At 62.8% G+C, this 25653-nt stretch carries 17 protein-coding genes; 4 read left to right on the plus strand and 13 right to left on the minus strand.

What is annotated here, in order from left to right; all coding sequences use genetic code 11:
* Positions 1-9 precede the first annotated feature (9 nt).
* The 4 genes from CWR53_RS11385 to pgm form a co-directional block, all read right to left on the minus strand.
* On the minus strand, positions 10-2415 hold the full coding sequence (locus tag CWR53_RS11385) for a TonB-dependent receptor (protein WP_100851554.1): 2406 nt from the start codon (positions 2413-2415) through the stop codon (positions 10-12).
* Positions 2416-2532: 117 nt separating this feature from the next.
* A complete protein-coding gene (locus CWR53_RS11390; RefSeq protein ID WP_100851555.1) occupies positions 2533-3489 on the minus strand; it encodes a FecR domain-containing protein in 957 nt (318 codons plus the stop codon).
* Positions 3486-3998, minus strand: coding sequence for a sigma-70 family RNA polymerase sigma factor (locus CWR53_RS11395; protein WP_058605405.1), 513 nt, complete (start codon positions 3996-3998; stop codon positions 3486-3488). Before CWR53_RS11395 ends, CWR53_RS11390 begins: the two co-directional genes overlap by 4 nt.
* Before the next feature lie 78 nt (positions 3999-4076).
* Complete coding sequence (gene pgm, locus CWR53_RS11400; RefSeq protein ID WP_100851556.1) at positions 4077-5714, minus strand: phosphoglucomutase (alpha-D-glucose-1,6-bisphosphate-dependent); 1638 nt, start codon at positions 5712-5714, stop codon at positions 4077-4079.
* 230 nt (positions 5715-5944) lie between these two features.
* Between pgm and CWR53_RS11405 the strand changes: the two genes are divergently transcribed.
* Both CWR53_RS11405 and CWR53_RS11410 read left to right on the plus strand, forming a co-directional pair.
* Positions 5945-6592, plus strand: coding sequence for a DUF1345 domain-containing protein (locus CWR53_RS11405; RefSeq protein ID WP_100851557.1), 648 nt, complete (start codon positions 5945-5947; stop codon positions 6590-6592).
* A gap of 307 nt (positions 6593-6899) precedes the next feature.
* On the plus strand, positions 6900-7160 hold the full coding sequence (locus CWR53_RS11410; protein WP_058605402.1) for a DUF1652 domain-containing protein: 261 nt from the start codon (positions 6900-6902) through the stop codon (positions 7158-7160).
* Here the strand turns inward: CWR53_RS11410 and CWR53_RS11415 are convergent.
* The 9 genes from CWR53_RS11415 to CWR53_RS11455 all read right to left on the minus strand — a co-directional run bounded on the left by CWR53_RS11415 (position 7157) and on the right by CWR53_RS11455 (position 23199).
* On the minus strand, positions 7157-9229 hold the full coding sequence (locus CWR53_RS11415) for a bifunctional diguanylate cyclase/phosphodiesterase (protein WP_100851558.1): 2073 nt from the start codon (positions 9227-9229) through the stop codon (positions 7157-7159). The two genes, CWR53_RS11410 and CWR53_RS11415, sit on opposite strands and share 4 nt — an antisense overlap.
* A 144-nt stretch (positions 9230-9373) precedes the next feature.
* The gene (locus tag CWR53_RS11420) at positions 9374-10861 is read right to left on the minus strand and encodes an efflux transporter outer membrane subunit (protein WP_100851559.1); all 1488 of its coding nucleotides are present in this window, start codon (positions 10859-10861) and stop codon (positions 9374-9376) included.
* The gene (locus tag CWR53_RS11425) at positions 10858-13965 is read right to left on the minus strand and encodes an efflux RND transporter permease subunit (protein ID WP_100851560.1); all 3108 of its coding nucleotides are present in this window, start codon (positions 13963-13965) and stop codon (positions 10858-10860) included. Before CWR53_RS11425 ends, CWR53_RS11420 begins: the two co-directional genes overlap by 4 nt.
* A 31-nt stretch (positions 13966-13996) precedes the next feature.
* The gene (locus tag CWR53_RS11430) at positions 13997-17092 is read right to left on the minus strand and encodes an MdtB/MuxB family multidrug efflux RND transporter permease subunit (protein WP_058605398.1); all 3096 of its coding nucleotides are present in this window, start codon (positions 17090-17092) and stop codon (positions 13997-13999) included.
* Complete coding sequence (locus tag CWR53_RS11435) at positions 17089-18363, minus strand: MdtA/MuxA family multidrug efflux RND transporter periplasmic adaptor subunit (RefSeq protein ID WP_100851561.1); 1275 nt, start codon at positions 18361-18363, stop codon at positions 17089-17091. The genes CWR53_RS11430 and CWR53_RS11435 overlap by 4 nt, the downstream gene beginning before the upstream one ends.
* Before the next feature lie 218 nt (positions 18364-18581).
* Positions 18582-19082: a thiol peroxidase gene (tpx, locus tag CWR53_RS11440; protein ID WP_058605396.1), complete on the minus strand. Its 501-nt coding sequence runs from the start codon at positions 19080-19082 to the stop codon at positions 18582-18584.
* A 153-nt stretch (positions 19083-19235) separates the two neighbouring features.
* Complete coding sequence (locus CWR53_RS11445) at positions 19236-20516, minus strand: serine/threonine transporter (protein WP_100851562.1); 1281 nt, start codon at positions 20514-20516, stop codon at positions 19236-19238.
* A 312-nt stretch (positions 20517-20828) separates the two neighbouring features.
* Positions 20829-22025 carry an amino acid aminotransferase gene (locus CWR53_RS11450; protein WP_100851563.1) on the minus strand — a complete coding sequence of 399 codons (1197 nt, stop codon included), beginning with the start codon at positions 22023-22025 and terminating at the stop codon, positions 20829-20831.
* A 148-nt stretch (positions 22026-22173) separates the two neighbouring features.
* The gene (locus CWR53_RS11455) at positions 22174-23199 is read right to left on the minus strand and encodes an Ldh family oxidoreductase (protein ID WP_100851564.1); all 1026 of its coding nucleotides are present in this window, start codon (positions 23197-23199) and stop codon (positions 22174-22176) included.
* A gap of 428 nt (positions 23200-23627) precedes the next feature.
* Between CWR53_RS11455 and CWR53_RS11460 the strand changes: the two genes are divergently transcribed.
* Together CWR53_RS11460 and kdgD are read left to right on the plus strand one after the other, a co-directional pair.
* Positions 23628-24437, plus strand: a complete 810-nt coding sequence (locus tag CWR53_RS11460) for a gamma-glutamyl-gamma-aminobutyrate hydrolase family protein (RefSeq protein WP_058605392.1) — start codon at positions 23628-23630, stop codon at positions 24435-24437.
* A gap of 288 nt (positions 24438-24725) precedes the next feature.
* The gene (gene kdgD / locus CWR53_RS11465) at positions 24726-25637 is read left to right on the plus strand and encodes a 5-dehydro-4-deoxyglucarate dehydratase (RefSeq protein WP_078478530.1); all 912 of its coding nucleotides are present in this window, start codon (positions 24726-24728) and stop codon (positions 25635-25637) included.
* Positions 25638-25653 lie beyond the last annotated feature (16 nt).

Raw genomic sequence — 25653 nt, forward strand, 5'->3', positions numbered from 1 at the left:
CAGGCCGGATCAGAAACCCAGCGTGGCGGACAGCAGGTAGGTGCGTGGCGTCGACAAGGTCAGCCCCGGCTCGGCGTCATCCGGCGCGCCTGCTGAGCTCCAGTAACGATCATCGAGTACGTTTTCGACGCTGGCGCGCAGGGTCACCTGCGTGTCGTCCAGCTTGAACGCATACCGTGCCCCCACGTCATAGCGCTCCCAGCCGTCGATTTTCTTGCTGTTGTTCTGGTCCAGGTACTGGGAGCTCGAGTGCGTGCCACGTGCCGTCAGGGTCAGCCCCTGCACCCCCGGCACATCCCATTCGGCACCCAGGTTGACGTTATACGCGGGCGTTGCAGGCGCACGGTTGCCATCGTAAGCACCTCCCACGGTATCGGTCAGCTCGCTGTCGATATACATCACCCCGCCCAGCACACGCACCCCTGTGGCGGGTTCACCGAACACGTTCAGCTCCACACCGCGGTTGTTGCGCTTGCCATTGGGGCCGAAGACCCGGGAGCCGGGGTTGGTTTCATAGGCAGGCTGACGGATTCTGAAGGCGCTGGCCGTAAACGCCACTTTGCCCAGGTCATACTTGGCACCCACTTCCACCTGGCGGCTGGTGAAAGGTGGGAATATCTGGTCCTCGTTGATCGACGTGGACGGTGCGATCTTGCCTTGGCTCAAGCCCTCCATGTAGTTGGCATACACCGACAGCTCGTCCGTGACCTTGTACAGCACGCCACCGGAGGGCGAGACCTTCTTCTCGTCATACGCCGTATCGCCTTTGACCCCATCACTCCAATCGTCCACCTGCACCCGCTGCCAGCGCAGCCCTAGGGTCAACAGCAATCGGTCATCGAAAAAGCCGAGGGTGTCGGACAACGCCAACCCGGAGAACCGGTTCTCGGTGTAATCCTTCGAATCGAGCCGCGTTGGGGTACCTGGCGTCGGCGTAGCCGTAGGATGGTAGAGGTTGCCGGGTGAGGAAGCGTAACGAGCCCCCCCATTGGTGAAGTCCATGTAGTAATACGTTGCAGCCAGGTTGACCTCGTGGCTGACCGGCCCAGTGTGTAACCAGGTTCTCAAGCCCGCCAAGGCGGTGCGCACCGATTCATCCCTGCTGAAATCGCGGGGCTGGATGGTGAAGTCGCCAGCATTGTTGATCACAGAAACGTTATGGCGCAGGAAATCGTGCCGGCTCTCCCTGGCACCCACTGCGCCATAGGCCAGCACAGAATCGCTGAGATCATATTCGGCGTGCACTGCCCCGAAGGTATCGTTGGTGCGCGCCTTGCTCCACGCCTGGGCGTAGTTGCGGTGCACACCGCCAGCACGCGGTACCTGGGCGCGAGGCCCAACCAGCACACGTTCCTGGGGGGCATCTGTATCACGCTCGGTATGCCCGAGGTCGGCCGAAAGCCGCAGGCGTTCGCCGCGAAAATCCAGCCCCAGCACGGCCATTTCGCGGTCCACTTGCTGGTGGTCCCACTCGGTATCGCCGGACTGTTTCACCGCATTCAGACGCATGCCGAACTGCTGCTGGTCGCCGAACCTTCGCCCTACGTCAACGGCCCCGCCTACCTGGCCCGCCGAGGCGTAGCTGCCGGTGAACTCGGTGATCGGCGTGTCACCGGCGCGTTTGGGTTGGATGTTGATGCCGCCGCCGACGCTGCCCCGTGGTGCGATGCCGTTGATCAGTTGGCTAGGGCCCTTGATGATGTCGACCCGTTCGGCCATCTCCATATCGATCGAGTAGGTAGGCAGCAAGCCGTAGAGGCCGTTGTAGGACACATCACTGTTATACAAGCTGAAACCGCGAATGGTGAACTGCTCGAAACGCCCACCGGCCGGGTTGGTGGCACGAACCGAAGGGTCACTGGCGACCAGTTCGCTCAGGGTGCGCGCCTGTTGGTTCTTCACCAGATCGCTGGTGTAGCTGGTGATGCTGAACGGCGTTTCCATGAAATCGCGCGCACCCAGCAAGCCTTGTGCGCCCTGGCGAGCGACCTGCCCGCCTGCATAAGGGAGCGCCTCGTCGGTGGTCGGTGGGCCGCCGACGATGCTGGTAGGGGCTATTTCCAGCGCGCCGCCTTGCTGCGGCGACGGCACGAGCGTGAAGGCATCGTGGCCCACAGGTACCCATTGCAGGCCGCTGCCGCGTAGTAATTGCCTGAAGCCTTCATCGACGCTGTACTGGCCGGCCAGCCCTTCACTACGCAGGCCCTTGACCAGCGCCGGGTCCAGCGACAAGCTGACCCCTGCTTGATCGGCGAATCGGGTCAAGGCCGCCCCCAGGCTCGCCGCTGGCACTTGGTACGTGCGCCGGACTGGCTCGTCGGCCCAGGCGGGAATGCCCAGTAGCAGGCTCATGGCGAACAATGGGCGAGCTGCGCGCACCCATGGGCGCAGGTGAATGGACTTTGCTGCAGGCATCGATGAGGCTCCCCTTTATGGTGTTCTATGGGTAATGACAGGCGAGCACGAAAAAGGGGACAGCATCGCGTTGATACCACGTGCAATGCGTCGCAACGCAGCGCTCGGGTTCGAGCCTCAGGCAGTCATTGCCCGCGGCACCAGCGTGATCCAATAGCGGGTACGGGCCACCACCTGCACCGGCAGGCTCGCGGCGAGCAGCGCCAATACCCGGTCGGTGTCATCCAGGCGGAAGGTGCCGGTCACCCTGAGCCTGTCCAGCACCGGATCCCATTGCAGCACGCCTGGGCGATAGCGGCTCAACTCCACCAGCAGGTCGCCTAGACGTTGATCGTCCAGGCGCAACACGCCCTCTCGCCACCCCAGTCGCCAAGCTTGAAGAGGACCGACATTTCGCGGACCTGACGCCAGAACGGCAGCTTGCTGGCCGGCGTTGAGGCGCAGGCGATCTCCCTTGAGCGGCTGAACGTCTGCCCGGCCCTGGACAACTGCAACCTGACACCCTGGTTCGACCAGGCGGATGCACACCTGCCCCGGGCCAAGGGTTGCACCACCCACTGTCACCTGACCTGAAGGCACCTGGATGGTCAGGGGTTGAAGGCCAGGCGTGTCGACTGAAACTTCGCCGCGTCGCAACCACAGCCTGTGATTGGCGGCGTCCATGTCGACAGCGCTGTCGGTGTTCAACTGCACCTTAGTGCCATCCCCCAGCGTCATGAGCCGCCGTTCACCCACACCCGTACGCAGATCAGCAGCCCAGGCCTCAAGGGGCAATTCGCGGCTCAACCACCAAGCCGTAGGCACCAGCGCTGCCAAACCGAGCATTTGAACAAGCGCGGCACGTCGGCCGTGATCGGGACGGTCAAGCGTGGCCATGGCCAAACTGGCAGGCAACCCGGTAAAGCGCTCACGCAAGCGCAGCGCCTGCTGCCAGGCAGCCTCATGCACAGCGCTTTGCCCCCGCCACTGCTCAAGCCCGGTCAGGTCCGCCTCGCGGGTATCGCCTGAATCGATGAGCGCCAGCCACTGGGCGGCCTCGCGCAACGCCTCCCGTTGGTGCACAGGTGGGCTCACTGAAGTTCGGCCAACAGGCAGTGCTCGTAGGCCTGCGCCATGTAGCGCTTGACCGAACGCTCACAAACACCAAGCCGGCTGGCGATTTCGGCGTAGCTCAGCCCTTCGAGCTGGCTTAGCAGAAAAGCCTTGCGCACGACCGGCTTCAAACCGTCCAGCAATTGATCGAGCGCTTGCAGCGTTTCGAGCAACAACCAGCGCTGTTCGGGCGAAGGCGCGTGCTGTTCGGGCAGGTGCACCAGGGCCTCAAGGTAGGCTTTCTCGAGGCTGCGGCGTTGGTGAAGGTTGCTTAGAAGTCGCTTGCCGACCGTCAGCAGGTAGGCGCGTGGCTCGCGGATGTCGGTCAACGGCTGGGCGCTGGCCATCACGCGAAGGAAGGTATCCTGACTCAGGTCGGCCGCATCCCAGGCATTGCCCATGCGCCGTCGTAGCCAGCCTTCGAGCCAGCCACGGTGCTCCCGATAAAGGTCAGGGAAGCTTTGCGTGGGCGGCGGCGCGGCTTCGAACATGGACAAGTCCCTGCGATGATGTAAATAGGATTAATTCTAATTTACATCCCATCGCAGGGCCAAGCCCTTTATCACGGCTTACGCAATGGCCGCATCCACCAGCACCTGGGCTTCCTGAACCAATCGTTGTAAGTGGGCTTCGTCGACAAAACTTTCCGCGTAGATCTTGTAGATGTCCTCGGTGCCAGACGGGCGGGCCGCGAACCAGCCATTGGCGGTGATGACCTTAAGACCACCGATCGCCTGCCCATTACCCGGCGCGTGGCTCAGGATCTGCAGGATCGGCTCTCCAGCAAGCTCGGTAGAGGTCACCTGCTCAGGCGCAAGCTTGCTCAACAACCCTTTCTGGCGGGCATCGGCCTTGGCCTCGACACGGGTGGCGAACGGCTTGCCCAGCGCCTGGGTCAGCTCGGCGTACGCCTGGCTCGGGTTACGTCCCGTCCGGGCGGTCATCTCCGCAGCCAGCAAGGCCGGGATGAGGCCATCCTTGTCGGTTGCCCATACCGAGCCGTCGCGGCGCAGGAACGAGGCACCCGCACTTTCTTCGCCACCAAAGCCCAGCGAGCCCTCGAATAGACCCTGGGCGAAGAACTTGAAGCCCACGGGTACTTCGTACAGCTCGCGGCCCAACCGCTCGGTCACGCGATCGATCAGGCCGCTGGACACGACCGTTTTGCCGACGGCCGCGTCGGTGCGCCACTGTGGACGGTTGCGGTACAGGTAGTCGATGGCCACGGCCAAGTAGTTGTTAGGTTGCAGCAAGCCGTCGGGCGTGACGATGCCATGGCGATCGTGGTCCGGGTCGCAGGCAAAGGCCACGTCGAAGCGCTCGCGCAGGCCGATCAAGCCCTGCATGGCGTAGGGTGACGAAGGGTCCATGCGAATCTGGCCATCCCAGTCGACGCTCATGAAACGGAACGTCGGGTCGACCTCGGTGTTCACCACTTCCAGGTCCAGTTGATAGTGCTGGGCAATGGCCGACCAGTAGCGCACCCCTGCCCCACCCAGCGGGTCCACGCCCAAGCGCAGCTTGGCTGCACGGATGACCTCGAAGTCGATGACGTTTTCCAGGTCTGCCACATAGTGGCTGATGTAATCGTGACGATGGGTGGTAGGAGCCTGCAGGGCCTGGACGTGGTCGATGCGCTTGACCCCCGCCAGCCCGGCTGCCAGCAATTCGTTGGCCTTGGCTTCGATCCACTTGGTGACGTCGCTGTCGGCCGGGCCGCCGTTGGGCGGGTTGTACTTGAAGCCACCACTTTGCGGCGGGTTGTGCGAGGGTGTGATCACCACGCCGTCGGCCAGGCCGTCCTGGCGCCCACGGTTGTAGCAAAGGATGGCGTGGGACACCGCCGGTGTCGGGGTGTATTCGTCGTCCTTGGACAACATCACCTGTACACCGTTGGCAGCCAGCACTTCCAATGCACTCGCCGCGGCAGGCGCCGACAGCGCATGGGTATCAGCACCGACGAACAGCGGGCCATCGATGCCCTTTTCCTGGCGGTACAGGCAGATGGCCTGGGTGATGGCCAGTACATGGTGTTCGTTGAAGCTCAACTCAAGCGAAGTACCCCGGTGCCCCGATGTGCCGAAAGCGACACGCTGGCTCGCCACGCCAGCATCCGGCCGGCCGGTGTAGTAGGCCGTGAGCAGGCGGGGAATATCGACCAGCACGCTGGCTGGAGCCGGCTTGCCTGCCAAAGGACTGAGCGTCATGCATTAACCTCGAGTTCAGCGAAATGTGGGGGTTAGAGCGTGCAGTGTACTGAGAGTTGCAAGTGCGCGCGATGCAGTGCACGAAAGAAACCGTGGGTATCGCTCAAGGGCAATTCGACGCCTACCGCCAGCGCTGCCCAGGGAGCGTATCGAGGCCCTGTCCATGCGGATCTTGGCACACGCCAAGCGGTCAGAAACCTTGTCGAGCACACCCCCTGCTGTGAGGCACCATGGCTTTCTATCGTCTAACGCGCACCCATCCTAGATTGAGCTTGGCCACAGGCGTAGGGTTGCTGGGCGCCTGGCTGGTCCCTGTCACTGACCCTGTGCAACGCCTGTTGGCGGGTTGGAACATTGGCGTTTGGCTGTACCTGATGCTGGTACTCTGCCTCAGCTGCACCGCAAGCCCTGCAAAGGTTCGCAGGGTGGCCCACAGCGAAGACGAAAACGCAGGCCTGGTGCTGCTTACCGTCTGCATCGCGGCAATCGCCAGCCTGGTCGCCGTGACGCTGCAACTGGTATCCAGCCGCGGGCTGCATGGCAGCGCATTGACGGCTCACTACTTGTACACCGGGTTCACCGTCGCAGGTTCCTGGCTGCTGATCGGCTGCATCTTCAGCCTGCACTATGCGCGGCTGTTCTATGCAGAGACCGCCACGGCGCCGCCTTTACGCTTCGCCGATGGAGAAACCCAGCCGGACTACTGGGACTTTCACTACGTGTCGTTCACCATCAGCGTGGCCGTCCAGACATCCGACGTAGGCGTAGCCGGTAGAGCGATGCGGCGGGTGGTACTGGCCCACTCGCTCGTGGGGTTCGTGTTCAACACCGCCATCCTCGGTTTCACCATCAATATCGCGGCTGGATTGCTTGGGTGACCATCCGCCGGTCGGATTTCACGAATTCAAGCCGTACTCGGACCTAGAGGTTCCAAGAGCCCGTCGCGCGCACCCACGCCGGGCCTGGATCAGGGCGCTCGGTGCGCTCGCCAGAGGGGCAAAAATGAGAAGATGCGCCTTGACCTGCTTCTGAAAATCCTCTGCGCTGTGATGCAGATCATGCCCTGCAACATTTGTCACATTTGCGAGAGAGAGTAACGTCAACCAGGTGCTATGGTTACTTTCCCGGCAGCCACAGTACGCGGCCGCCTTTCACCAGCTTTCAGTCACGTACAAGGAGGCTCGGATGAACAAGATGACCTTCCCCAACGCCTGCCAGGTCATGCGCTGGCACTTCCATCCGCTGGGCTTCGAAGCCAACATGGATGCGCCGCGCAGCATGGTGGCGCGGCTGTTCGACAGAAGCACGGGCGAAACCTTGCTGGCCATAGCAGGCATCCCCTGCACGGCCATCATGGCTGCCAGCGATGTCGAGCGCATCATCGAAGCGGTCGAAGCCGAACTCGAAGCCTTCCAGCCCCCGCCCCTGCTGCGCAACGCCAGTTAACCCATGGCCGGGCCAGGGCTCGACCCCAGCAACTGCTCGGCCGGCACGGGTCGGCCGAGCAGGTAGCCCTGAAGCGCATCGCAGCCCAGCCGCGTCAGGAAGGCTTGCTGACTTGAAGTCTCGACCCCTTCTGCAACGATTCGCAATCCCAGTGCGCGGCCCAACGCTACGATGGCCGACACGATGGCCGCATCCTCGCCCTCATCCTCCAGCTCGCGTACAAAGCCTCGATCGATTTTCAGCTCGTTGGCCGGCAAGCGCTTGAGGTACATCAGGCTGGAATAGCCTGTACCAAAGTCGTCAATCGACAGATCCACGCCCATGTCCGAGAGCTGCTGGAGTACGGTCAGGCTCACCTCCACGTCCGACATCGCCGTGGTTTCGGTGATCTCCAATGTCAGGCAGTTGGCGGGCAGTGCATGGCGTTCCAGAGCGCGCGCCACGCTATCAAGCAACCCCGCGTGGCAAAACTGGATGGCCGACAGGTTGACCGCGATCCGCCAACCCTCGATACCTTCATCCAGCCACAGGCGCATCTGGCGACATGCCTCGTCCAGTACCCAGTCACCGATGGAAATGATCAGGCCGGTCTTTTCCGCAAGGCTGATGAAACGGTCAGGGGCCAAGAGCCCGTGCTGCGGATGCTCCCAACGCAGCAGCGCCTCGGCGCCGATCGGTTGACCCTGTTTGGCGTCGAACTTGGGTTGGTAATGCAGACGAAATTGACCCGCCGCTACTGCCAGGCGCAAGTCCTGCACCAACTGCAGTTGCTGCCGGGCATTGCTGTTCATCGAGGCGTCGAAAAAGCTGTAGCCATTCTTGCCTATTCGCTTGGCGTGATACATGGCGGCGTCGGCGTTGCGCAGCAGCTCGTGCTGATCCTGACCGTTGCCGGGGTACAGGACGATACCCAGGCTGGCCGAAAGCTGCAGGTCATGCTCAGCCACCTTGAAAGGCCGTGAGACCAGGTTCACCTGCTTGATGGCAACGTTCATGGCATCGCTCGGGTCCTGCAACTCGACCAGCAGCACAAACTCATCCCCGCCGATGCGCGCCAGTGTGTCCTGGCTGTGCAGGTGCCCGCGCAATCGCGTCGCCACAGCTTTGAGCAGCAGGTCTCCGGCATGATGGCCAAAGGCATCGTTGACCGGCTTGAACCCGTCCAGATCAATGAACATCAGCGCAAAGCAACCGCCCTGCTCTGCTACCTTGGCGATGGCCAGTTCGATGCGGTCAGCCAGCAGGCTGCGATTGGGCAGGCCTGTAAGCGTGTCGTGCAATGCCAGCTGAGTCAGCTCCTGGTTGGCCAGGGTCAGCGACCTGGCCAGCGCCGCCGTGCGGGCCTCGAGGCGCGCGTCCAGCACGGAGGTCAGCAAAGCCACCAGCAGCACCGCAAAGGTCGTGATCAGGACAAGCGATACCAGGCCATCCCCCTCAAGGCCATCGGGCAGCGCACCGCAGAAACTGCCCTTGGGAAACCCAGCGGCCGCCATACCGGTGTAGTGCATGCCGACGATGGCGATCCCCATGAGCACCGCTGCCAGCCCACGGATTTGACGCACGTAGGGGGTCTGTCTGCGCAGCCGGAACGCGATCCACAACGCCGCCGCCGAAGCGCCCACCGCGATCAGCAGCGAAGCCAGAAACAGGCTCGGGTCGTAGTCGATGCCGGGTGTCATGCGCAGCGCTGCCATGCCGGTGTAATGCATGCTGGCGATACCGGCTCCCATGATGAGCGCGCCGAGGGCAAGCTGCAGGGCGGGCAAGCTGGGCTGGCTGACCAGCCAGAGGGCGAAGCCCGAGGACAGCACCGCAATCAGCAGCGAGCATGCGGTCAACGTCAGGTCATAGCCCAGCTCGATTGGCAGCTGCAAGGCGAGCATGCCGACAAAATGCATCGACCAGATGCCGGTTCCCATGGCCAGCGCCCCGCCGATCATCCACAGCGAGGCGGCATACCCCCTGGCGGTGGCAATGCGTCCGGCAAGGTCCAGGGCCGTGTAGGACGCCAGGATGGCCACGCACAGGGAAATCAACACCAGCGAAGAGGAGTAGCTAGCGGTCAGCATTTTGCGGAGTACCAGGAGCCGGCAGAGGTAGGCACGAAAGGCCGACCATTGTACTCAAGCTTGGGTAAAACGCACGGTGTTTCGGCATATCAAATGGCCATGTCGACAGCAGGTTTGTGCGTCGACATGGGCCAAGGTTACGCATCAATCCTGATCGGCGAATGCCCCTCGTGCATCCCAGCCACCGCCCAGCGCTGCTACCAATTGGACACTGGCGACCAAGCGTCCCTGCAACAGGTTGAGCACACTGCGCTCGTTGCTCAGCGCGGTGGCCTGAACATTGACCACATCCAGATAGCCGATCAAGCCGGCCTTGTATTGATTTTCCGTAAGCCGCAGCGACTCGCGGGCGGCCTCCAGGGCCTCCTGCCGCACCACGGCTTCGTCCCCGTACACCTTCAGTTGCACCAGCAGGTTCTCCACCTCCTTGAAACCATCCAGCACGGTCTGGCGGTACTGGGCGACCGTCTGATCGTATACGGCTACGGTACGATCTACCTCAGCGCTGCGCCTGCCTGCATCGAACAGGGTGAGCGCAAGCTGTGGTCCGACCGACCAGTAACGGTTGGGCAACTCGATCCAGTTGTTGAAGCTGCTGCTTGAGTAACCGCCGTTCAGGCTCAGGCTGAAATCCGGAAAATAGGCCGCGCGCGATACGCCGATATTGGCGTTGGCAGCCATCACATTGCGCTCGGCAGCGGCGATGTCGGGTCGCCGCTCGAGCAGTTGCGATGGCAGCGCCACCGGAATTTGCGGCAATGCAGGAATCGCCTGGCTGTCGGCCAGGGCAAATTGCGCAGGCGTCTTGCCCAACAGCACGGCAATGGCGTTCTCGAACTGGGCGCGCTGCCAGATCAGGTCGATCAGGTCAGCCTCGGTGCTCTTGAGCTGGGTGCGCGCCTGGGCCACCGCGTCGGGGCCGGCGATGCCTGCGCGGTATTGGTTCTGATTCATCCGCAGCGAGCGCTCGTATGCGGCCACCGTGGCTTGCAGCAGGCGCTTCTGCTCATCGATGACGCGCAGTTGCAGGTAGTTCTGCACCAGCTCCGACTGCTGGCTCAAGCGCATGGCGGCAAGGTCGGCCAGGCTGGCCTGGGCACTGGCTTGGTTGGCATTGAGCGTCTCGCGCAACTTACCCCACAAGTCGATTTCCCAGCTCACCCCCAACTGGGCGTTGTAAGTGTCCCGAATGCCGCTGCTGTTATTCGACAGGCTTGAGCTGGAACTGCCAGTGCCCTGGGCCGATCTGTTCTTGGCCACGCTCAGGTCAAGGCTTGGAAACAGTCCGGCGCGGCTGCTGCGCACCAGCGCCTGGGCCTGGCGATACTGCGCCTCGGCTTGCGCCACACTCTGGTTGTTGCGATTGAGGTCATCGACCAGTGCGTTGAGTTGCGCGTCGTCATAGATCTCCCACCAGGCACCACGGGCGATGGCGTCAGAAGGCGTTGCCTGCGTCCAGCCTTCGGCATGCTTGAATTGCGCCGTGCCGGTCATCTCCGGGCGGTGGTAGTCCGGGGCCAATGTACAGGCGCTGAGCAAGGCGGCCCCCAAGGCTGCCCCCAGCAAACGCGAGCCGCGAACACGGCTGAGCACTTGCAGGGCACGATGAAGCGGAGTCTGGGCAAAAGTCATAGCGGGTTTTCCAAGGCCGCGTCGGTGCGCACACCGCGCCAACGGTTGTAGCGGTGACGCAAGCGGTCCAGATACAGATAGACCACAGGCGTCGTGTAGAGGGTCAGAACCTGGCTGAAGACCAGGCCGCCGATGATGGTCAGCCCCAGCGGCTGACGCATCTCCGCCCCTTCTGCCTGGCTCAGCAGCAGAGGCAAGGCGCCGAGAATGGCCGCCAGCGTCGTCATCAGGATTGGGCGCAGGCGCAGCAGGCATGCGCGGCGAATGGATTCCTCAGGTGACAGCCCCTGGTCACGTTCAAGTTGCAGGGCCAGGTCGATCATCAAGATGGCATTTTTCTTTACCACCCCGATCAACAGGAACAGCCCCAGCAGTGAGATCAGGCTGAATTCGCCACCGGTCACATACAGCGCCAACAAGGCACCGACGCCGGCCGAGGGCAGCGTGGACAAGATGGTCAGGGGGTGGATGTAGCTCTCGTACAGAATCCCGAGCACCAGGTACACAAGCACCAGTGCGCCCAGAATCATGAAGGGCTGCCCCTGTGCGGTCTTGGTGAAGGCATCGGCGGTGCCGCCAAGCTTGGCGATCACCCCTTCCGGAAGGCCGAGCTTGGCCACGGCACGCTCGACTGCCGCCAACGCCTGGTCGGTGCTGTAGCCTTCGGCGACGTCGAAGGCGATGTCCTCGGAGGCGAACTGGTCTTCGTGGCTGACCCGGTCGTTGGCCAGGCTGTTCTCATAGTGCGCGATGGTCGACAGCGGCACCCGTGCGCCCTCGGCGGTAATCACCTGCACCTGCTCCAGGGTACTGGGATCCCAGGCGTACTTCGGGTTGATCTCCAGCACTACCTGATATTGGTTGAGGCTGTCATAGATGGTGGAGATCTGCCGCTGGCTGTAGGCATTGTTCAGCACGGTGGTGACCATCTGCATGTCGATGCCCAGGCGCTTGGCCTGGTCGCGGTCCACCACCAGCGTCACCTGCTGGGTGCCCGCGCCGTCGCGTGCGTCGATGGCGGTCAGCTCGGGCAAGGCGCGCATGGCCGCGACGACCTTGGGGAACCACTGGCGCAAGGCTGCCAGGTCGCCGCTCTGCAAGGTATACAGGTACTGCGAGGACGATTGATCGCGCCCGCCCCCGCCCAGTTGCAAGTCCTGATCGGCCATCAGGAACAGCCGCCCGCCAGGCACCTTGGGCATTTCCTTGCGCAGGCGTTCGATCACCTTCTGGGCATCGAGCTTGCGTTCGCTGATGGGCTTGAGCCTGACCAGCACCATGGCGTTGTTGGTACCGCTGTTGCCGCCGATGAAGCCTGCAACACTCTGTACGGCAGGGTCTGCCAGCAAGGCGCGCCGGTAGGTTTCCATCTTGGGCTGCATGACGCTGAACGACAGGCCGTCATCACCGCGGATGAAACCCATGAGCTGGCCGGTATCCTGCTGGGGCATCAGTGTCTTGGGCACCACGACATACAGCGCCACGTTGACCGCAATGGTCACCAGCAGGCTGATCAGGGTCAGGCGCCGATGCCGCAGCGCCCAGCCCAGGCTGCGGTCATAGCCGGCAACCATGCGCCGGTGCACGGCATCGCTCCACCGTTGCAGGCGAGTCTGCTCGGCCTGGTGCGCAGTCAGCCAACGTGCACACAGCATGGGGGTAAGGGTTAGCGACACCAGCAGCGACACCATGATGGCGGCCGCCAGGGTGATGGAAAATTCCTGGAACAAGCTGCGCACGATGCCGCCCATGAACAGGATCGACACGAACACGGCCACCAGTGACACGTTCATCGACAGGAGGGTGAAGCCGACCTCCTTGGCGCCCAGGAAGGCCGCCTTCATCGGTGGCTGCCCGTCCTCGATATGCCGGGAGATGTTCTCCAGCACGACAATGGCATCGTCCACCACAAGGCCGGTCGCCAGGATCAGCGCCATCAGCGACAAGTTGTTGAGCGAGAAGCCGCACAGGTACATGACCGCGAAGGTGCCAACCAGCGACACCGGCACCGCCAGGCTGGGAATCAGTGAAGCACGCAGGCTGCCGAGGAACAGGTAGACCACCAGGATTACCAGCACTACGGCGATCAGCAAGGTATGCTCCGCCTCCTTGAGTGTGGCCTTGATCACCGGCGAACGGTCCATGGCCACGTTCAGCTCGACGCTCGCCGGAAGTAGCGATTGCAGGGCAGGCAACTGCGACTTGATCTGCTCCACAGTGGCAATGATGTTGGCACCTGCCTGCCGGTTCACGACCAGCAATACCGCGCTCTGGTCATTGAAAAAGCCACTGTTGTAGCGGTTTTCGACCCCATCGGTGATGGTTGCCACATCCGATAGCCGAAGAACCGTGCCGTTCTCCTGGCGAATCACGAGCGGCCCGTAATCCTTGGCGCTCTCCAACTGGTCGTTGGCCCGCACCTGCCAATTGCGCTCGGCATCCTCGACAAAACCCATGGGCCGGCGCTGGTTGGCATTGGCCACCGCGGTACGCACCTCGTCCAGCGCCAGGCCGTACTGGTTCAGCAACTGTGGCTCGACCGAAATGCGCACGGCCGGCAGCGAACTGCCACCGATCTGCACCTCGCCCACGCCCGGCACCTGGGCCAGGCTTTGGGACAGGATGGTATCGGCCAAATCGTACAGCTGCCCTTTCTGCAGCACACTGGAGGTCAGCGACAGGACCATGACCGGCGCCTGGGACGGATTGATTTTCTTGTAGGTCGGCATGCTGCGCATGCCGCTGGGCAGCAGGTTGCGGGTGGCATTGATTGCAGCCTGCACCTCGCGCGCAGCGCCGTCGATGTCGCGGCCAAGTTCAAAGCCAATGATGACCCGCGTTGAGCCCTGGTTGGAACTGCTGGTCAATGTGGTAACCCCGGCAATGCTGCCCAGCTTGCGCTCAAGCGGCGTTGCCACGGTCGAGGCCATGACTTCGGGGCTTGCACCCGGCAGGTTGGCCGACACCACGATCACCGGGAAATCCATCTGCGGCAGCGGCGAGACCGGCAGCAGACCAAAGCTGACCGCGCCCAGCAGCATGATCGCCAGGCTCAACAGCATGGTTGCCACGGGCCTGCGGATGAATGGCGCAGACAGGTTCATCGGGCCGCCCCTACTGAAGCGCTGCGCGTATTCATACCGGTTCCTGCGCCAGGTCGCGCTTGCCAAAACGACGCCCCAGCCGGTCGAAGTACAGGTAAATGACCGGCGTGGTGAATAGCGTCAGCACCTGGCTCACGAGCAGCCCACCCACCATCACCAGGCCCAGGGGTTGGCGCAGTTCGGCGCCGGACCCGGTGGCCAACATCAACGGCACGGCTCCGAACAGGGCCGCCAGCGTGGTCATGAGGATTGGCCGGAACCGCAGCAGCGCGGCCTGGTAGATGGCATCGCGCGGGCTCATGCCCTGGTGACGTTCGGCTTCGAGCGCGAAGTCGATCATCATGATGGCGTTTTTCTTGACGATACCGATCAGCAGGATGATGCCGATGATGGCGATCATGCCCAGGTCGTTGCCACTGATCAGCAGCGCCAGCAAGGCGCCCACGGCAGCCGAAGGCAGCGTCGAGAGGATGGTCACCGGGTGGATGTAGCTCTCATAGAGCACACCCAGCACGATGTACATGGTCACCACCGCCGCGAGAATCAGCAGCAAGGTGCTCGACAGAGATGCCTGGAACGCCTGCGCCGCGCCCTGGAACCGGGTCTGGATGCCCAACGGCATGCCGATGTCCTGCTGAACCTGCTCGATCACCTGCACGGCTTTGCCCAGCGAGGCGCCCTGCCCCAGGTTGAATGACAAGGTGACCGCCGGGAACTGACCGATGTGAGAAATGGCCAGCTGCGCCTGGCGCTGCTCGATGCGCGCCAGCGCCGACAGACGCACCTGCCCGCCATCACTGGCCTTGACGTGGATCGACTCCAGTGCCTGGGGACCGATCACGGCCGCGTCTCGCGACTGCAGCACCACCCGGTATTGGCTGGCCTGGGTGTAGATAGTCGAAATCTGCCTCTGGCCGAAGGCATCGTAGAGCGCGTTGGTGATCTGCGACACGCTGATGCCCAGCCGGCTGGCCATGTCCCGGTCGATCACCAGGTACACCTGCAAGCCATTCTCCTGCAGGTCACTGGCCACATCGGCAAGCTCGGGGCGCAGGTTCAGGGCCTGGACCAGTTTGCCACTCCACTGCCCCAGCAGTTCGGCATCGGGCGATGACAATGTGAACTGGTACTGCGTGCGGCTGACCCGGTCCTCAATACTCAAATCCTGCACCGGCTGCATGAACAGGCGGATGCCCACCAGCTTGTCGAGCTGGGGTTGCAAGCGCTTGATGACATCGCTTGCAGTGACATCGCGCTCCCCATGAGGCTTGAGGTTGATGAGCATACGGCCGCTGTTGAGGGTGGCGTTGTCGCCGTCCACGCCAATGTAGGACGAGAGGCTCTGCACGGCAGGGTCCTGCAGGATGACGCGGCTCAGGGCCTGCTGCCGGTCGCTCATGGCCGCGAACGAGGTGGACTGGGGTGCTTCGGAGATGCCCTGAATGACGCCCGTGTCCTGGACCGGGAAGAACCCCTTGGGCACCACCATGTACAGCAGCACCGTCAACGCCAGGCTTGCCACCGCCACCAGCAGGGTCAGGGGCTGGCGCTTGAGTACCCATTGCAGGGCACTGGCGTAGTGCTTGATCAACCAGTCGATCCAGGCACCGCTGGCCCGGTAGAAACGGCCTTGCTCATCTGGGGTGGGTTCGCGCTTGAGCAGGCGGGCACACATCATCGGCGTCAGGGTCAGCGAGACCACCAGGGAAATCAGGATGGCCACCGCCAGGGTGATGGCGAACTCCCGGAACAGGCGCCCTACCACATCGGCCATGAACAACAGCGGGATCAGCACGGCGATCAGCGAGAAGGTCAGCGAGATCAAGGTAAAGCCAATCTGCCTGGCGCCTTTGAGCGCCGCCTGCAGCGGCGTTTCGCCTTCCTCGATGTGCCGTGAAATGTTCTCCAGCATCACGATCGCATCGTCCACCACAAAACCGGTGGCGATGGTCAGCGCCATCAGGGTGAGGTTGTTGATGGAAAACCCTGCCAGGTACATGACGGCGAAGGTGCCGACCAATGACAACGGCACGGCGATCGAAGGAATGATCGTAGCGCTGACCCGCCGCAGGAACAGGAAGGTGACCATTACCACCAGGGCGATGGCGATCAGCAGTTCATGCTGAACGTCGCGCACGGCGGCGCGGATGGTCTGGGTACGGTCGGTGAGCACGGACACGTCCAGGCCGGCGGGCAGGTTGTCGGTGATCGAGGGCAGCATGTCCTTGATGCGGTCCACCACCTCGATGACGTTGGCACCTGGCTGACGCTGAATGTTCAGAAGCACGGCGTGATTCTGGTTGGCCCAGGCCGCCAGCCGTTCGTTTTCCGCGCCGTCGACGATCTGCGCCACATCCTTCAAACGCAGCGGGGCGCCGTTGTTGTAGGCCAGGATGAGGTTGGCGTATTCCTCGGGCGAGCGCAGTTGGTCATTGGCGTCGAGCATCGAGACGCGTGTAGGGCCATCGAAATTGCCCTTGGGCTGGTTGACGTTGGAGGCCCCGATCAGTGTGCGGACATCCTCCAGGTTGAGCCCGTTGGCCGCCAGTGCATCCACGTTGACCTTGATGCGCACAGCCTGGCGCTGGCCCCCTGCGATGCTGACCATGCCCACCCCGCTGGTCTGGGCCAGCTTCTGGGCCACGCGGGTGTCGACCAGGTCGTTGAGCTTGGGCAGCGGCATGGTCTTGCTGGAGATGGCCAGCGTCAGCACTGGCGTATCGGCCGGGTTGACCTTGTTATAGACCGGGGGGGCCGGAAGGTCGCTGGGCAGCAGGTTGCTGGCGGCGTTGATCGCGGCCTGCACTTGCTGCTCGGCCACGTCCATGTTCATGTCCAGGTTGAAGCGCAGGGTCAGGACCGACGCGCCCCCTGAACTGGTCGAGGCCATCTGTTCAAGGCCGGGCATCTGGCCGAACTGACGTTCAAGTGGCGCGGTGACGGCGCTGGTCATCACCTGGGGGCTTGCCCCGGGGTACAGGGTCATGACGCGAATCGTGGGGTAATCGACCTGCGGCAGCGCGGCGACAGGCAGCATGCGGTAGGCGATCAAACCGGCCAGCACCAAGGCCAGCATGGTCAAGGTCGTTGCGACTGGCCGCAGGATGAACAGGCGCGAGAGGTTCATGCGCCCGCCTTGCCTGCGGTGCTATCGGCCTGGCCCGGCGCATTGCTTTCCTGGCCCTGCAAATGCTGGCCTGGCGTGGTCGGCACCTGGGCGCTGTCATCGACCACTTCCACCTTGGTGCCTTCACGCAGGCGGTCGGTGCCTTCGAGCACCAGGCGATCACCGGCCGCCAGGCCGTCGAGGATCACGCTGTTTTCACCGTCGCTGGGGCCGACCTTCAGCTTGCGCACGTTGACGGTATTTTCGCCGTTGATCACATAGGCGAACGTTCCGTCGGTACCGAACTGAATGGCGGCGGCTGGCGCCAGCACCACCTGCTTGAGCGTATCGGCAAGCAGGCGCACGTTGACGAACTGGTTGGGGAACAGGGCCAGGTCCTTGTTCTCGAAACGGCCCTTGAACTTGAGGGTGCCGGTGGCAGTGTCGATCTGGTTGTCGATGCTGCCCAGCACGCCGGTGGCCTGCAGCTTGCTGTCGCCCCGATCCCACGCCTCCACAGGCAGGCTGGCGCCGGTGCGATAGCGTTCAAGAACGGTACCCAACTCGGTTTCCGGCAGCGTGAACGCCACGTTGATCGGCTCGGTCTGGGTGATCACCACCAGCGCTGTGGTGTCGTTGGCGGCCACCAGGTTGCCCAGGTCGAGCTGGCGCAGGCCGACGCGGCCGCTGATCGGCGCGCGAATCTGGGTGAATTCAAGGTTCAGGCGCGCATCGTTGACCTGTGCCTGGTTGGTCTTGACCAGCCCCTGAAACTGCGCGACCTGCGCCTGTGCGGTGTCCAGGGTTTGCTTGGCGATACTGTCCTCGGCATACAGCCCTTTGTAGCGAGCGACATCGACCTGGGCATTCTTCAGTTGCGCCTGGTTCTGGGCCAGGGTGCCCTCGGCCTGTTGCAGGGCGATGCGGTAGGCACGCGGGTCGATTTCGGCAAGCAAGTCACCGGCCTTTACCTGCTGCCCTTCCTTGAAGTGAATCTTGACCAGCTCACCGCCTACACGGCTACGCACATTCACGGTATTGGTCGCGGTCACCGTGCCAAGCGCCTTGTAGTAAAGCGGGAAATCGCCCACCCGTGCAGGTTCCACCCTCACCGGGACCGGGTCAGTAGACCCGCCGAAACCGGGCCGCCCGCTTTTGCCGCCCGGCCCTCCAGCAGCCTGGTCGGTGGCTGGCGTGGCAGGCCATAGCCACCAGGCCAGCACTGCGACCAGCAACACGATCAGCAGCGTGACGAGCCAGCGACGGGGAGAACGGGATTTTGGCGCTTGCATGGGTTGAACGAACCTTGTTCGGATTGACGATTCAGGAGGGTGAACGATAAGCACTGTCGACGGCCAAGCAAAGCGCCTTTACCAGAGGTTTACCTTTGCCTGACGTTGCCAAGACCCTGAACTTTAAACGAAAACGGCCCGGAAAAGCGTTCCGGGCCGTTACAGGGTATAGCTTGGAGCGATGGGCAGGCGGAAGGTTCGATCCCTGCCCGGCGCCGTCACTTCAATGCGGCAAGGGCTGCCTCGTAGTCGGGCTCGTCGCCGATTTCAGCTACCAGCTCGCTGTGCAGCACCTTGTCGTGCTCGTCCAGTACCACGACGGCGCGGGCAGCCAGTCCAGCCAATGGGCCGTCGGCGATGGCCACACCATACTGCTCAAGGAATTCACGGCCACGCAAGGTGGACAGGTTCTTGACGTTTTCCAGGCCTTCGGCACCGCAGAAGCGAGCCTGGGCAAATGGCAGGTCGGCGGAAACGCACAGTACGACAGTGTTGGCCAGGTCATTGGCCTGGGCATTGAACTTGCGCACGGACGTGGCGCAGGTAGGCGTATCGACACTTGGGAAGATGTTCAGCACCTTGCGCTTGCCGGCGAAGTCCTTGAGCGACTTGTCGGCCAGCCCCTCGCCTACCAGGGAAAACGCCGGCGCCTGAGCGCCAACCTGTGGCAGCGAGCCATTGACCTGGACGGGGTTGCCTTTGAGAGTCACTTGAGCCATGACGAAATCCTCGATCTTGGGTTGGGAAAAGGATCAAGAGTTAACCATGACGGCCAGCATGTGCCTATGGGGCAAGGTAAATTTGTTGCCGGTGAGGCAATGGCCCGCCCTGGCGCACTTGCCGGGCACCGGGGCGGGCCTGCTGCTGCGGGCTTAGGCCAGCAGGCCGTAGACGACCGAAGTCAGGGCGACCAGGCCGATCACGGTGACGAACACGTTCGACAGCGCCCCGCTGTACTTGCGCATGGCAGGCACGCGGCGAATGGCATACATGGGCATCAGGAACAGCAACACTGCGATGATCGGGCCGCCGAGGGACTCGATCATGCCCAGGATGCTGGGGTTGAGCGTGGCAACGATCCAGCACACCACCAGCATCAGCGCCGCCACCACGCGGTCCAGGGCCTTGGCACCCGGGCGCGCGCCAGTCTTGCCGATGATGCCCTTGAGGCCTTCGCTGGCGCCGATGTAATGGCCCAGGAATGACTTGGCGATAGCGACGAAGGCGATCAAGGGCGCGGCAAAGGCGATGGTCGGGTTGCTGAAATGGTTGGCAAGGTATGACAGGATCGACAGGTTCTGCGCCTTGGCTTCGGCCAGTTGCGCGCTATCGAGGGTCAGCACGCAGCTGAAGACGAAAAACAGCACCATGGCCACCATCAGCAGGTGCGCACGTGCCAGGATCTGGCCGCTGCGAGCGTCGGCATGATCGCCATAGCGGCGTTTCTGGTCGACCGCGAAGGCCGAAATGATGGGGGAATGGTTGAACGAGAACACCATGACCGGGATGGCCAGCCATACCGTGTGCAGGAAGGCCGAACCGCTGGGCACCGTGTGGGCGCTGTCGAGAATACCACCGGTCCAGTGCGGGATCAGGTACAGGCCCAGCAGCGCCAGGGCCACGATGAATGGATAGACCAACAGGCTCATGACCTTGACGGTGGCCTGTTCACCGCAGCGTACGATCGCGAGCAGGCCCAGGATCAGCACGAATGACAGCAGCGCACGGGGTGGAGGCGCGATGTGCAACTGGTGCTCCATGAAGCTGCTGACGGTATTGGTCAGGGCCACACTGTAAATGAGCAGGATGGGGAAGATGGCAAAGAAGTACAGGACTGTGATCAAGGCGCCAGCCTTGATGCCGAAGTGTTGCTCGACCACGTCGGTGATGTCTGCCCCTTCGCGCCCCGAAAGCACGAACCGGGTCAGCCCGCGGTGGGCGTAGTACGTCATCGGGAAGGCCAGCACCGCCAGCACCAGCAACGGCCAGAACCCGCCAAGGCCGGCATTGATCGGCAGGAAAAGCGTACCTGCGCCAATGGCGGTGCCAAATAGGCCGAGCATCCAGGTAGTGTCCTGCCGGGACCATTTGCCTAGGCTGGCGGCGGTCGTTTGTTCGTAACGCTGTTCTACGCTTGAGGCCTGCTCATTCATCCGGGTGACGCTCCACTCGCAAGACTGCAACAGGCTGAGAATGACGAAGCGTTGGCTGCGCCCTACTCAACCGGAAAAAGAGGGGCGCGATTGTGCACGGAAAGGTTGCACTTGCGAAGCCTTTTTCGGAGGGGCGGTTGCACTTGTCTGTACAAGCGGTAGGCGCAGCCGGGCGGCCCAGCACGCTCCGCGTGGAGAAGGCCCTGGCTGGCACAGGCGTCCGTGGGGACGGCATGGGACATGGAAAGGCAATCGCCGAAGCCACAGGGCGGCCTCGGCGAGGGTTGCTGCAAAACGTCAAGCCTGGGGTGCTTACTGATGTACAGCCGCGAAGGCCTCGGCAACCCGCTGCAGGTTCGCCGGCCGCAGGCCTGACATGCACACGCGGCCACTGTCGATCAGGTAAACGCCAAACTCATCGCGCAAACGGCGCACCTGCTCGACACTAAAGCCGGTGTAACTGAACATGCCCCGCTGACGCAGCAGGAACTGGAAATCACGCCCCGGCAGCAGCACACCCAGCGCATCGACCAGCGCCTGGCGCATGTCCAGGATGCGCGTGCGCATCACCTCTACTTCCGCAGCCCACTGGGCATTGAGGGCGGGATCGTTGAGCACGCCTGCGACCAGTTGGGCGCCGAAGTTGGGCGGGCTGGAATAATTGCGGCGCACGGTGGCCTTCAGCTGGCCGAGCACGCTCTGCGCCGTGGCTGCATCGTCGCAAACCACCGACAGGCCGCCCACACGCTCCCCATACAGGGAGAAGATCTTGGAGAACGAGTTGCTGACCAGGCATGGCACGCCTGCGCTGGCCATCTCGCGGATGGCGAACACGTCTTCGACCAGCCCCTGGGCAAACCCTTGGTAGGCGATGTCCAGGAAGGCGATCAACTGGCGGCTCTTGACCACCTCCACCACTTGCTGCCATTGGGCCTGATCCAGGTCGGCACCCGTCGGGTTGTGGCAGCAGGGGTGCAGCAGCACCACACTGTTGGCAGGCAAAGTGTGCAACGTGGCAAGCATGCCCTCGAAGTCCACGCCACGGGTGGCCTGGTCGAAGTACGGGTAGGTGTTAACCGTGAAGCCCGCACCCTCGAAGATGGCGCGATGGTTGTCCCAGGTAGGGTTACTGACCCAGACTTGCGCCTGCGGGAAATAACGCTTGAGGAAGTCGGCACCGACCTTCAGGGCGCCGGAACCACCGACGGTCTGTACCGTGGCCACGCGACCGCCGGCAACCGCCGGATGGTCAGCACCGAACAGCAGGGCCTGGATGGCCTGGCGGTAGCTGGCAAGGCCTTCCATCGGCAGGTACAGCGAAGCATCGTGATCCTGACCTGCGATGCGCTTTTCCACTGCATCCACTGCAGCGAGCTGCGGCACTACTCCGGCTTCGTCGTAGTACAGGCCGATGCTCAGGTTGACTTTGTCGGCGCGCGGATCGGCCTTGAAGGTTTCCATCAACGAGAGGATCGGGTCGCCGGCATAGGCTTCGACATGTTTGAACACAGCGTGCAGCTCCTTGGGATCAGGACGAGTCAAAAAGGCAGCCAAGAGCATACCCGTACTGGCTGGGAATGGGCACCAACTATCGTGCAAGGGGGATATGCAACACTGCATGATCGGGCGCGGCTCTGCCTACCCTGCCCGGCCGCGATCAGGTGAGCAGATCGCGCAGCGCCTGCAGGGCACTGGCGGTGATCGCCACCCCTTCGCGCTGCGCCCGTTCACGCTCCAAGTGCCGCCGCGCACCTGGCATGCGGCTGACACCGGCCGCCTCCATTTGCTCCAGCAGCAGGCGACTGCGCTGGGCGAACCGTTGACCTTGTGCAACCTGCGGGTCGATGACGATCAGCAACTGCCCCGTCCACGGCGTCCTGGCCCCGGGATGGCCGGACCAGTCGAACTCCCACGAAAAATGCCCGCCGGTGAGTGCAGCTGCCAGCAGCTCTACCATCATCGACAGGGCTGAGCCCTTGTGCCCGCCGAACGGAAGCAGGGCACCGCCGTCCAGGATCTTGGCCGGGTCCTGAGTCACCTGGCCCTGCCCGTCCACGCCTACCCCCAGGGCCACTGCCTCCCCGGCGCGGGCTGCCAGCTGCACATCGCCATGGGCCATCGCGCTGGTCGCCATGTCGAATACGATGGGCGGATGCCCTTCGCAGGGCGCAGCGAAGGCGATCGGGTTGGTCCCGAATACCGGCTTGCGTGCACCGTGCGGTACGACGCAGGTCATGCTGTTGACCACGCTCAGGGCAACCAGGCCCTGTTCGGCGAACGGCTCCACGTCCGGCCACAATGCGGCGAAATGGTGGGAATTGTGGATGGCCAGCGCTGCGATCCCAGCAGCGCGCACCTTGGCTACCAACAAGTCCCGGGCAGCCGCCAGTGCAGGCTGCGCAAAACCACCCCGCGCGTCGACACTGATATAGCCGCTCGCCAGATCACTGACCTCAGGGGTAGCGTTGCCGTCCACCCAACCGCTGGCCAAGGTCGAGACGTAGCCGGGCATGCGGAACACGCCATGGCTATGGGCGCCATCACGCTCGGCGCTGGCACAGTTGGCGGCCAGTACCCGAGCCACTGCCGGCGTGCAGCCATGACGTTCGAAGATCGACTCAAGCAAGGCGTTGAGCTCAGCAAAGGGAACATGCACGACGGGTTCGCGGGTGGGAATGGCCATCAAAATATCCTTCTTCTGATCATGGAGGGTTGAGCTGCACCGCAACAGCTCAGCAGACTAACCCACGCATGCGGGCAGGGCCACGCGATCCGGTCAGATCAACCTTACAACCTCAACGGCTAGCACATGAAACCCGTGGATCATTGCGCCGCTGCAATGAGTCGACTGCGTCGTTAAGTATTATTGACCCTCGCCCCAGCCAAACCCGCGCCGGCGCTGACTTATAGCCCGGTCGACCCCGCAACCCCGGCTTAGAGACCGGCTGCGGTCGTTTGACATATTGAACGGCTCTGGCAATCTAACACCAAGTCCCGACCGACATCGTCGACGCCGACGAGTCGGCAGTGCTCGGGGCCCCAGGTTGCACCAGCGCAGCGCGCCGTGCACCTGCACAACAACGACAGGTTCAACCTGTCCCAAGGTGACATATGTCCAACAGCAACATTGGCAACAAGCAACCTTCCCTGCGCAAACCCATCGTTCTGATGACCATGGGTACCCAAGAGCGCAAAGGCCATGACTACCAAGTCATGACCCACAAATACATCACCCCGCTGGTCGACTTCGCCGATTGCGTCCCGGTCCTGGTGCCCACCTGCTGTGGCACCGAGGCACTGGAGACCTACCTGGACATGGCCGACGGCGTGTACTTGACGGGTGCGGGCAGCAACATCGATCCGGCGCTGTATGGCCAGGAGAACGAGACCCCGGGCAAGGGCCAGGACAAGAACCGCGACCTGTTCGACATTCCGCTGGTCAAGGCCGCAATCAAGCGCGGCCTGCCCATCTTCGGCGTGTGCCGGGGCATGCAGGAAATCAACGTGGCGCTGGGCGGGGACATCTATCAGAAGGTCTACGCCGAGCCTGGCTTCAATGATCACCGCGAAAACCCCGAAGACCCTGTCGAGGTGCAGTACGCGCAGGCCCACAGCGTGAAGATCAAGCCCGGTAGCTGGCTGCGCGACACCCTTGGCACGGATGAGATTCGCGTCAACTCCCTGCACGGCCAAGGGCTGCGCAACCTGGGCAAGGGCATCGAAGCTATTGCCCACGCCGAAGACGGGCTCGTCGAGGCCATTCATGCCCCGAGCCTTTCGCCCTTCCTCTTTGCCGTGCAATGGCACCCAGAGTGGCAAGCTGCCAAGAATCCTGATTCGATCAAGATCTTCCAGGCGTTTGGCGATGCGTGTAGAGCGCACGTTCGCAAGGTACAGGGCAAGCCTCAACAGGCTGCCTGATCACTCGCACGCATGCGAGCAGTAAAGCATGGGGCGGCGCAAGGCCGCCCCAGTCGTTTGTCGATGCAACTGCCCGACCCTAGAGATACGATGACCTGACAGCAGACGCCGCTGTCCACGGCCCCTTGCCGCACGCTATCACCCCGCGATGGCGAGTCATCAACGCCAACTTTAAATCACCCCGACCAAAAAAACCTTCCGAAGGGACTGGTCTTGCGTGAGGTTGTACGATAACTTACCTCGAACGCACCGCATCACTCCTACCCAAGCGTCTGGATGCTTATAACAATGAACCCACAAGAACTGAAATCCATCCTGTCCCACGGCTTGCTGTCGTTTCCTGTCACCGACTTCGATGCGCAAGGCGATTTCAATCAGGCCGGCTACATCAAACGCCTGGAATGGTTGGCCCCATACGGCGCGAGTGCGCTGTTCGCCGCCGGGGGTACGGGCGAATTCTTCTCCCTGGCTGCCAGCGAATACAGTCAGGTCATCAAGACAGCGGTGGACACCTGCGCCACGTCGGTACCTATCCTGGCGGGCGTTGGTGGTGCAACCCGCCAGGCCATCGAGTATGCGCAGCAAGCCGAGCGTCTGGGTGCCAAGGGGTTGCTGTTGCTGCCGCACTACCTCACTGAAGCCAGCCAGGATGGCGTCGCCGCCCATGTAGAGGCCGTGTGCCAGTCGGTCAACATCGGGGTGGTGGTCTATAACCGCAACGTCTGTCGCCTCAACGCCACCTTGCTCGAACAATTGGCCGAGCGGTGCCCGAACCTGATCGGCTACAAGGACGGCCTGGGTGACATTGAACTGATGGTGTCGATCCGCCGCCGGCTGGGTGAGCGTTTCAGTTACCTGGGCGGGCTACCGACTGCCGAGGTTTACGCTGCAGCGTACAAAGCGCTGGGCGTGCCGGTGTATTCATCGGCGGTATTCAACTTCATCCCCAAGACCGCCATGGACTTCTACCACGCCATTGCCCGGGACGATCATGCCACCGTGGCCAAGCTGATCGACGACTTCTTCCTGCCCTACCTGGACATTCGTAACCGCAAGGCCGGTTACGCCGTCAGCATCGTCAAGGCGGGTGCCCGCATTGCCGGCCATGATGCAGGCCCGGTTCGTGCGCCACTGACCGACCTGAGCCCCGATGAGTACGAAATGCTTGCCGCCCTGATGGACAAGATGGGGCCGCAGTAAACCCTCGCGGCGCCTG

It is taken from the genome of Pseudomonas sp. SGAir0191, assembly GCF_002812565.2.
GTDB classification, from domain to species: domain Bacteria; phylum Pseudomonadota; class Gammaproteobacteria; order Pseudomonadales; family Pseudomonadaceae; genus Aquipseudomonas; species Aquipseudomonas parafulva_B.

Bases quoted from the DNA above. Each gene is read 5' to 3' on its own strand.
- CWR53_RS11445 (WP_100851562.1), bottom strand. From the start codon at position 20,516: ATGAATGAGCAGGCCTCAAGCGTAGAACAGCGTTACGAACAAACGACC.
- tpx (WP_058605396.1), bottom strand. From the start codon at position 19,082: ATGGCTCAAGTGACTCTCAAAGGCAACCCCGTCCAGGTCAATGGCTCG.
- CWR53_RS11455 (WP_100851564.1), bottom strand. From the start codon at position 23,199: ATGGCCATTCCCACCCGCGAACCCGTCGTGCATGTTCCCTTTGCTGAG.
- CWR53_RS11425 (WP_100851560.1), bottom strand. From the start codon at position 13,965: ATGAACCTGTCTGCGCCATTCATCCGCAGGCCCGTGGCAACCATGCTG.
- CWR53_RS11420 (WP_100851559.1), bottom strand. From the start codon at position 10,861: ATGACTTTTGCCCAGACTCCGCTTCATCGTGCCCTGCAAGTGCTCAGC.
- pgm (WP_100851556.1), bottom strand. From the start codon at position 5,714: ATGACGCTCAGTCCTTTGGCAGGCAAGCCGGCTCCAGCCAGCGTGCTG.
- kdgD (WP_078478530.1), top strand. From the start codon at position 24,726: ATGAACCCACAAGAACTGAAATCCATCCTGTCCCACGGCTTGCTGTCG.
- CWR53_RS11435 (WP_100851561.1), bottom strand. From the start codon at position 18,363: ATGCAAGCGCCAAAATCCCGTTCTCCCCGTCGCTGGCTCGTCACGCTG.
- CWR53_RS11430 (WP_058605398.1), bottom strand. From the start codon at position 17,092: ATGAACCTCTCGCGCCTGTTCATCCTGCGGCCAGTCGCAACGACCTTG.
- CWR53_RS11415 (WP_100851558.1), bottom strand. From the start codon at position 9,229: ATGCTGACCGCTAGCTACTCCTCTTCGCTGGTGTTGATTTCCCTGTGC.
- CWR53_RS11410 (WP_058605402.1), top strand. From the start codon at position 6,900: ATGAACAAGATGACCTTCCCCAACGCCTGCCAGGTCATGCGCTGGCAC.
- CWR53_RS11385 (WP_100851554.1), bottom strand. From the start codon at position 2,415: ATGCCTGCAGCAAAGTCCATTCACCTGCGCCCATGGGTGCGCGCAGCT.
- CWR53_RS11460 (WP_058605392.1), top strand. From the start codon at position 23,628: ATGTCCAACAGCAACATTGGCAACAAGCAACCTTCCCTGCGCAAACCC.
- CWR53_RS11395 (WP_058605405.1), bottom strand. From the start codon at position 3,998: ATGTTCGAAGCCGCGCCGCCGCCCACGCAAAGCTTCCCTGACCTTTAT.
- CWR53_RS11405 (WP_100851557.1), top strand. From the start codon at position 5,945: ATGGCTTTCTATCGTCTAACGCGCACCCATCCTAGATTGAGCTTGGCC.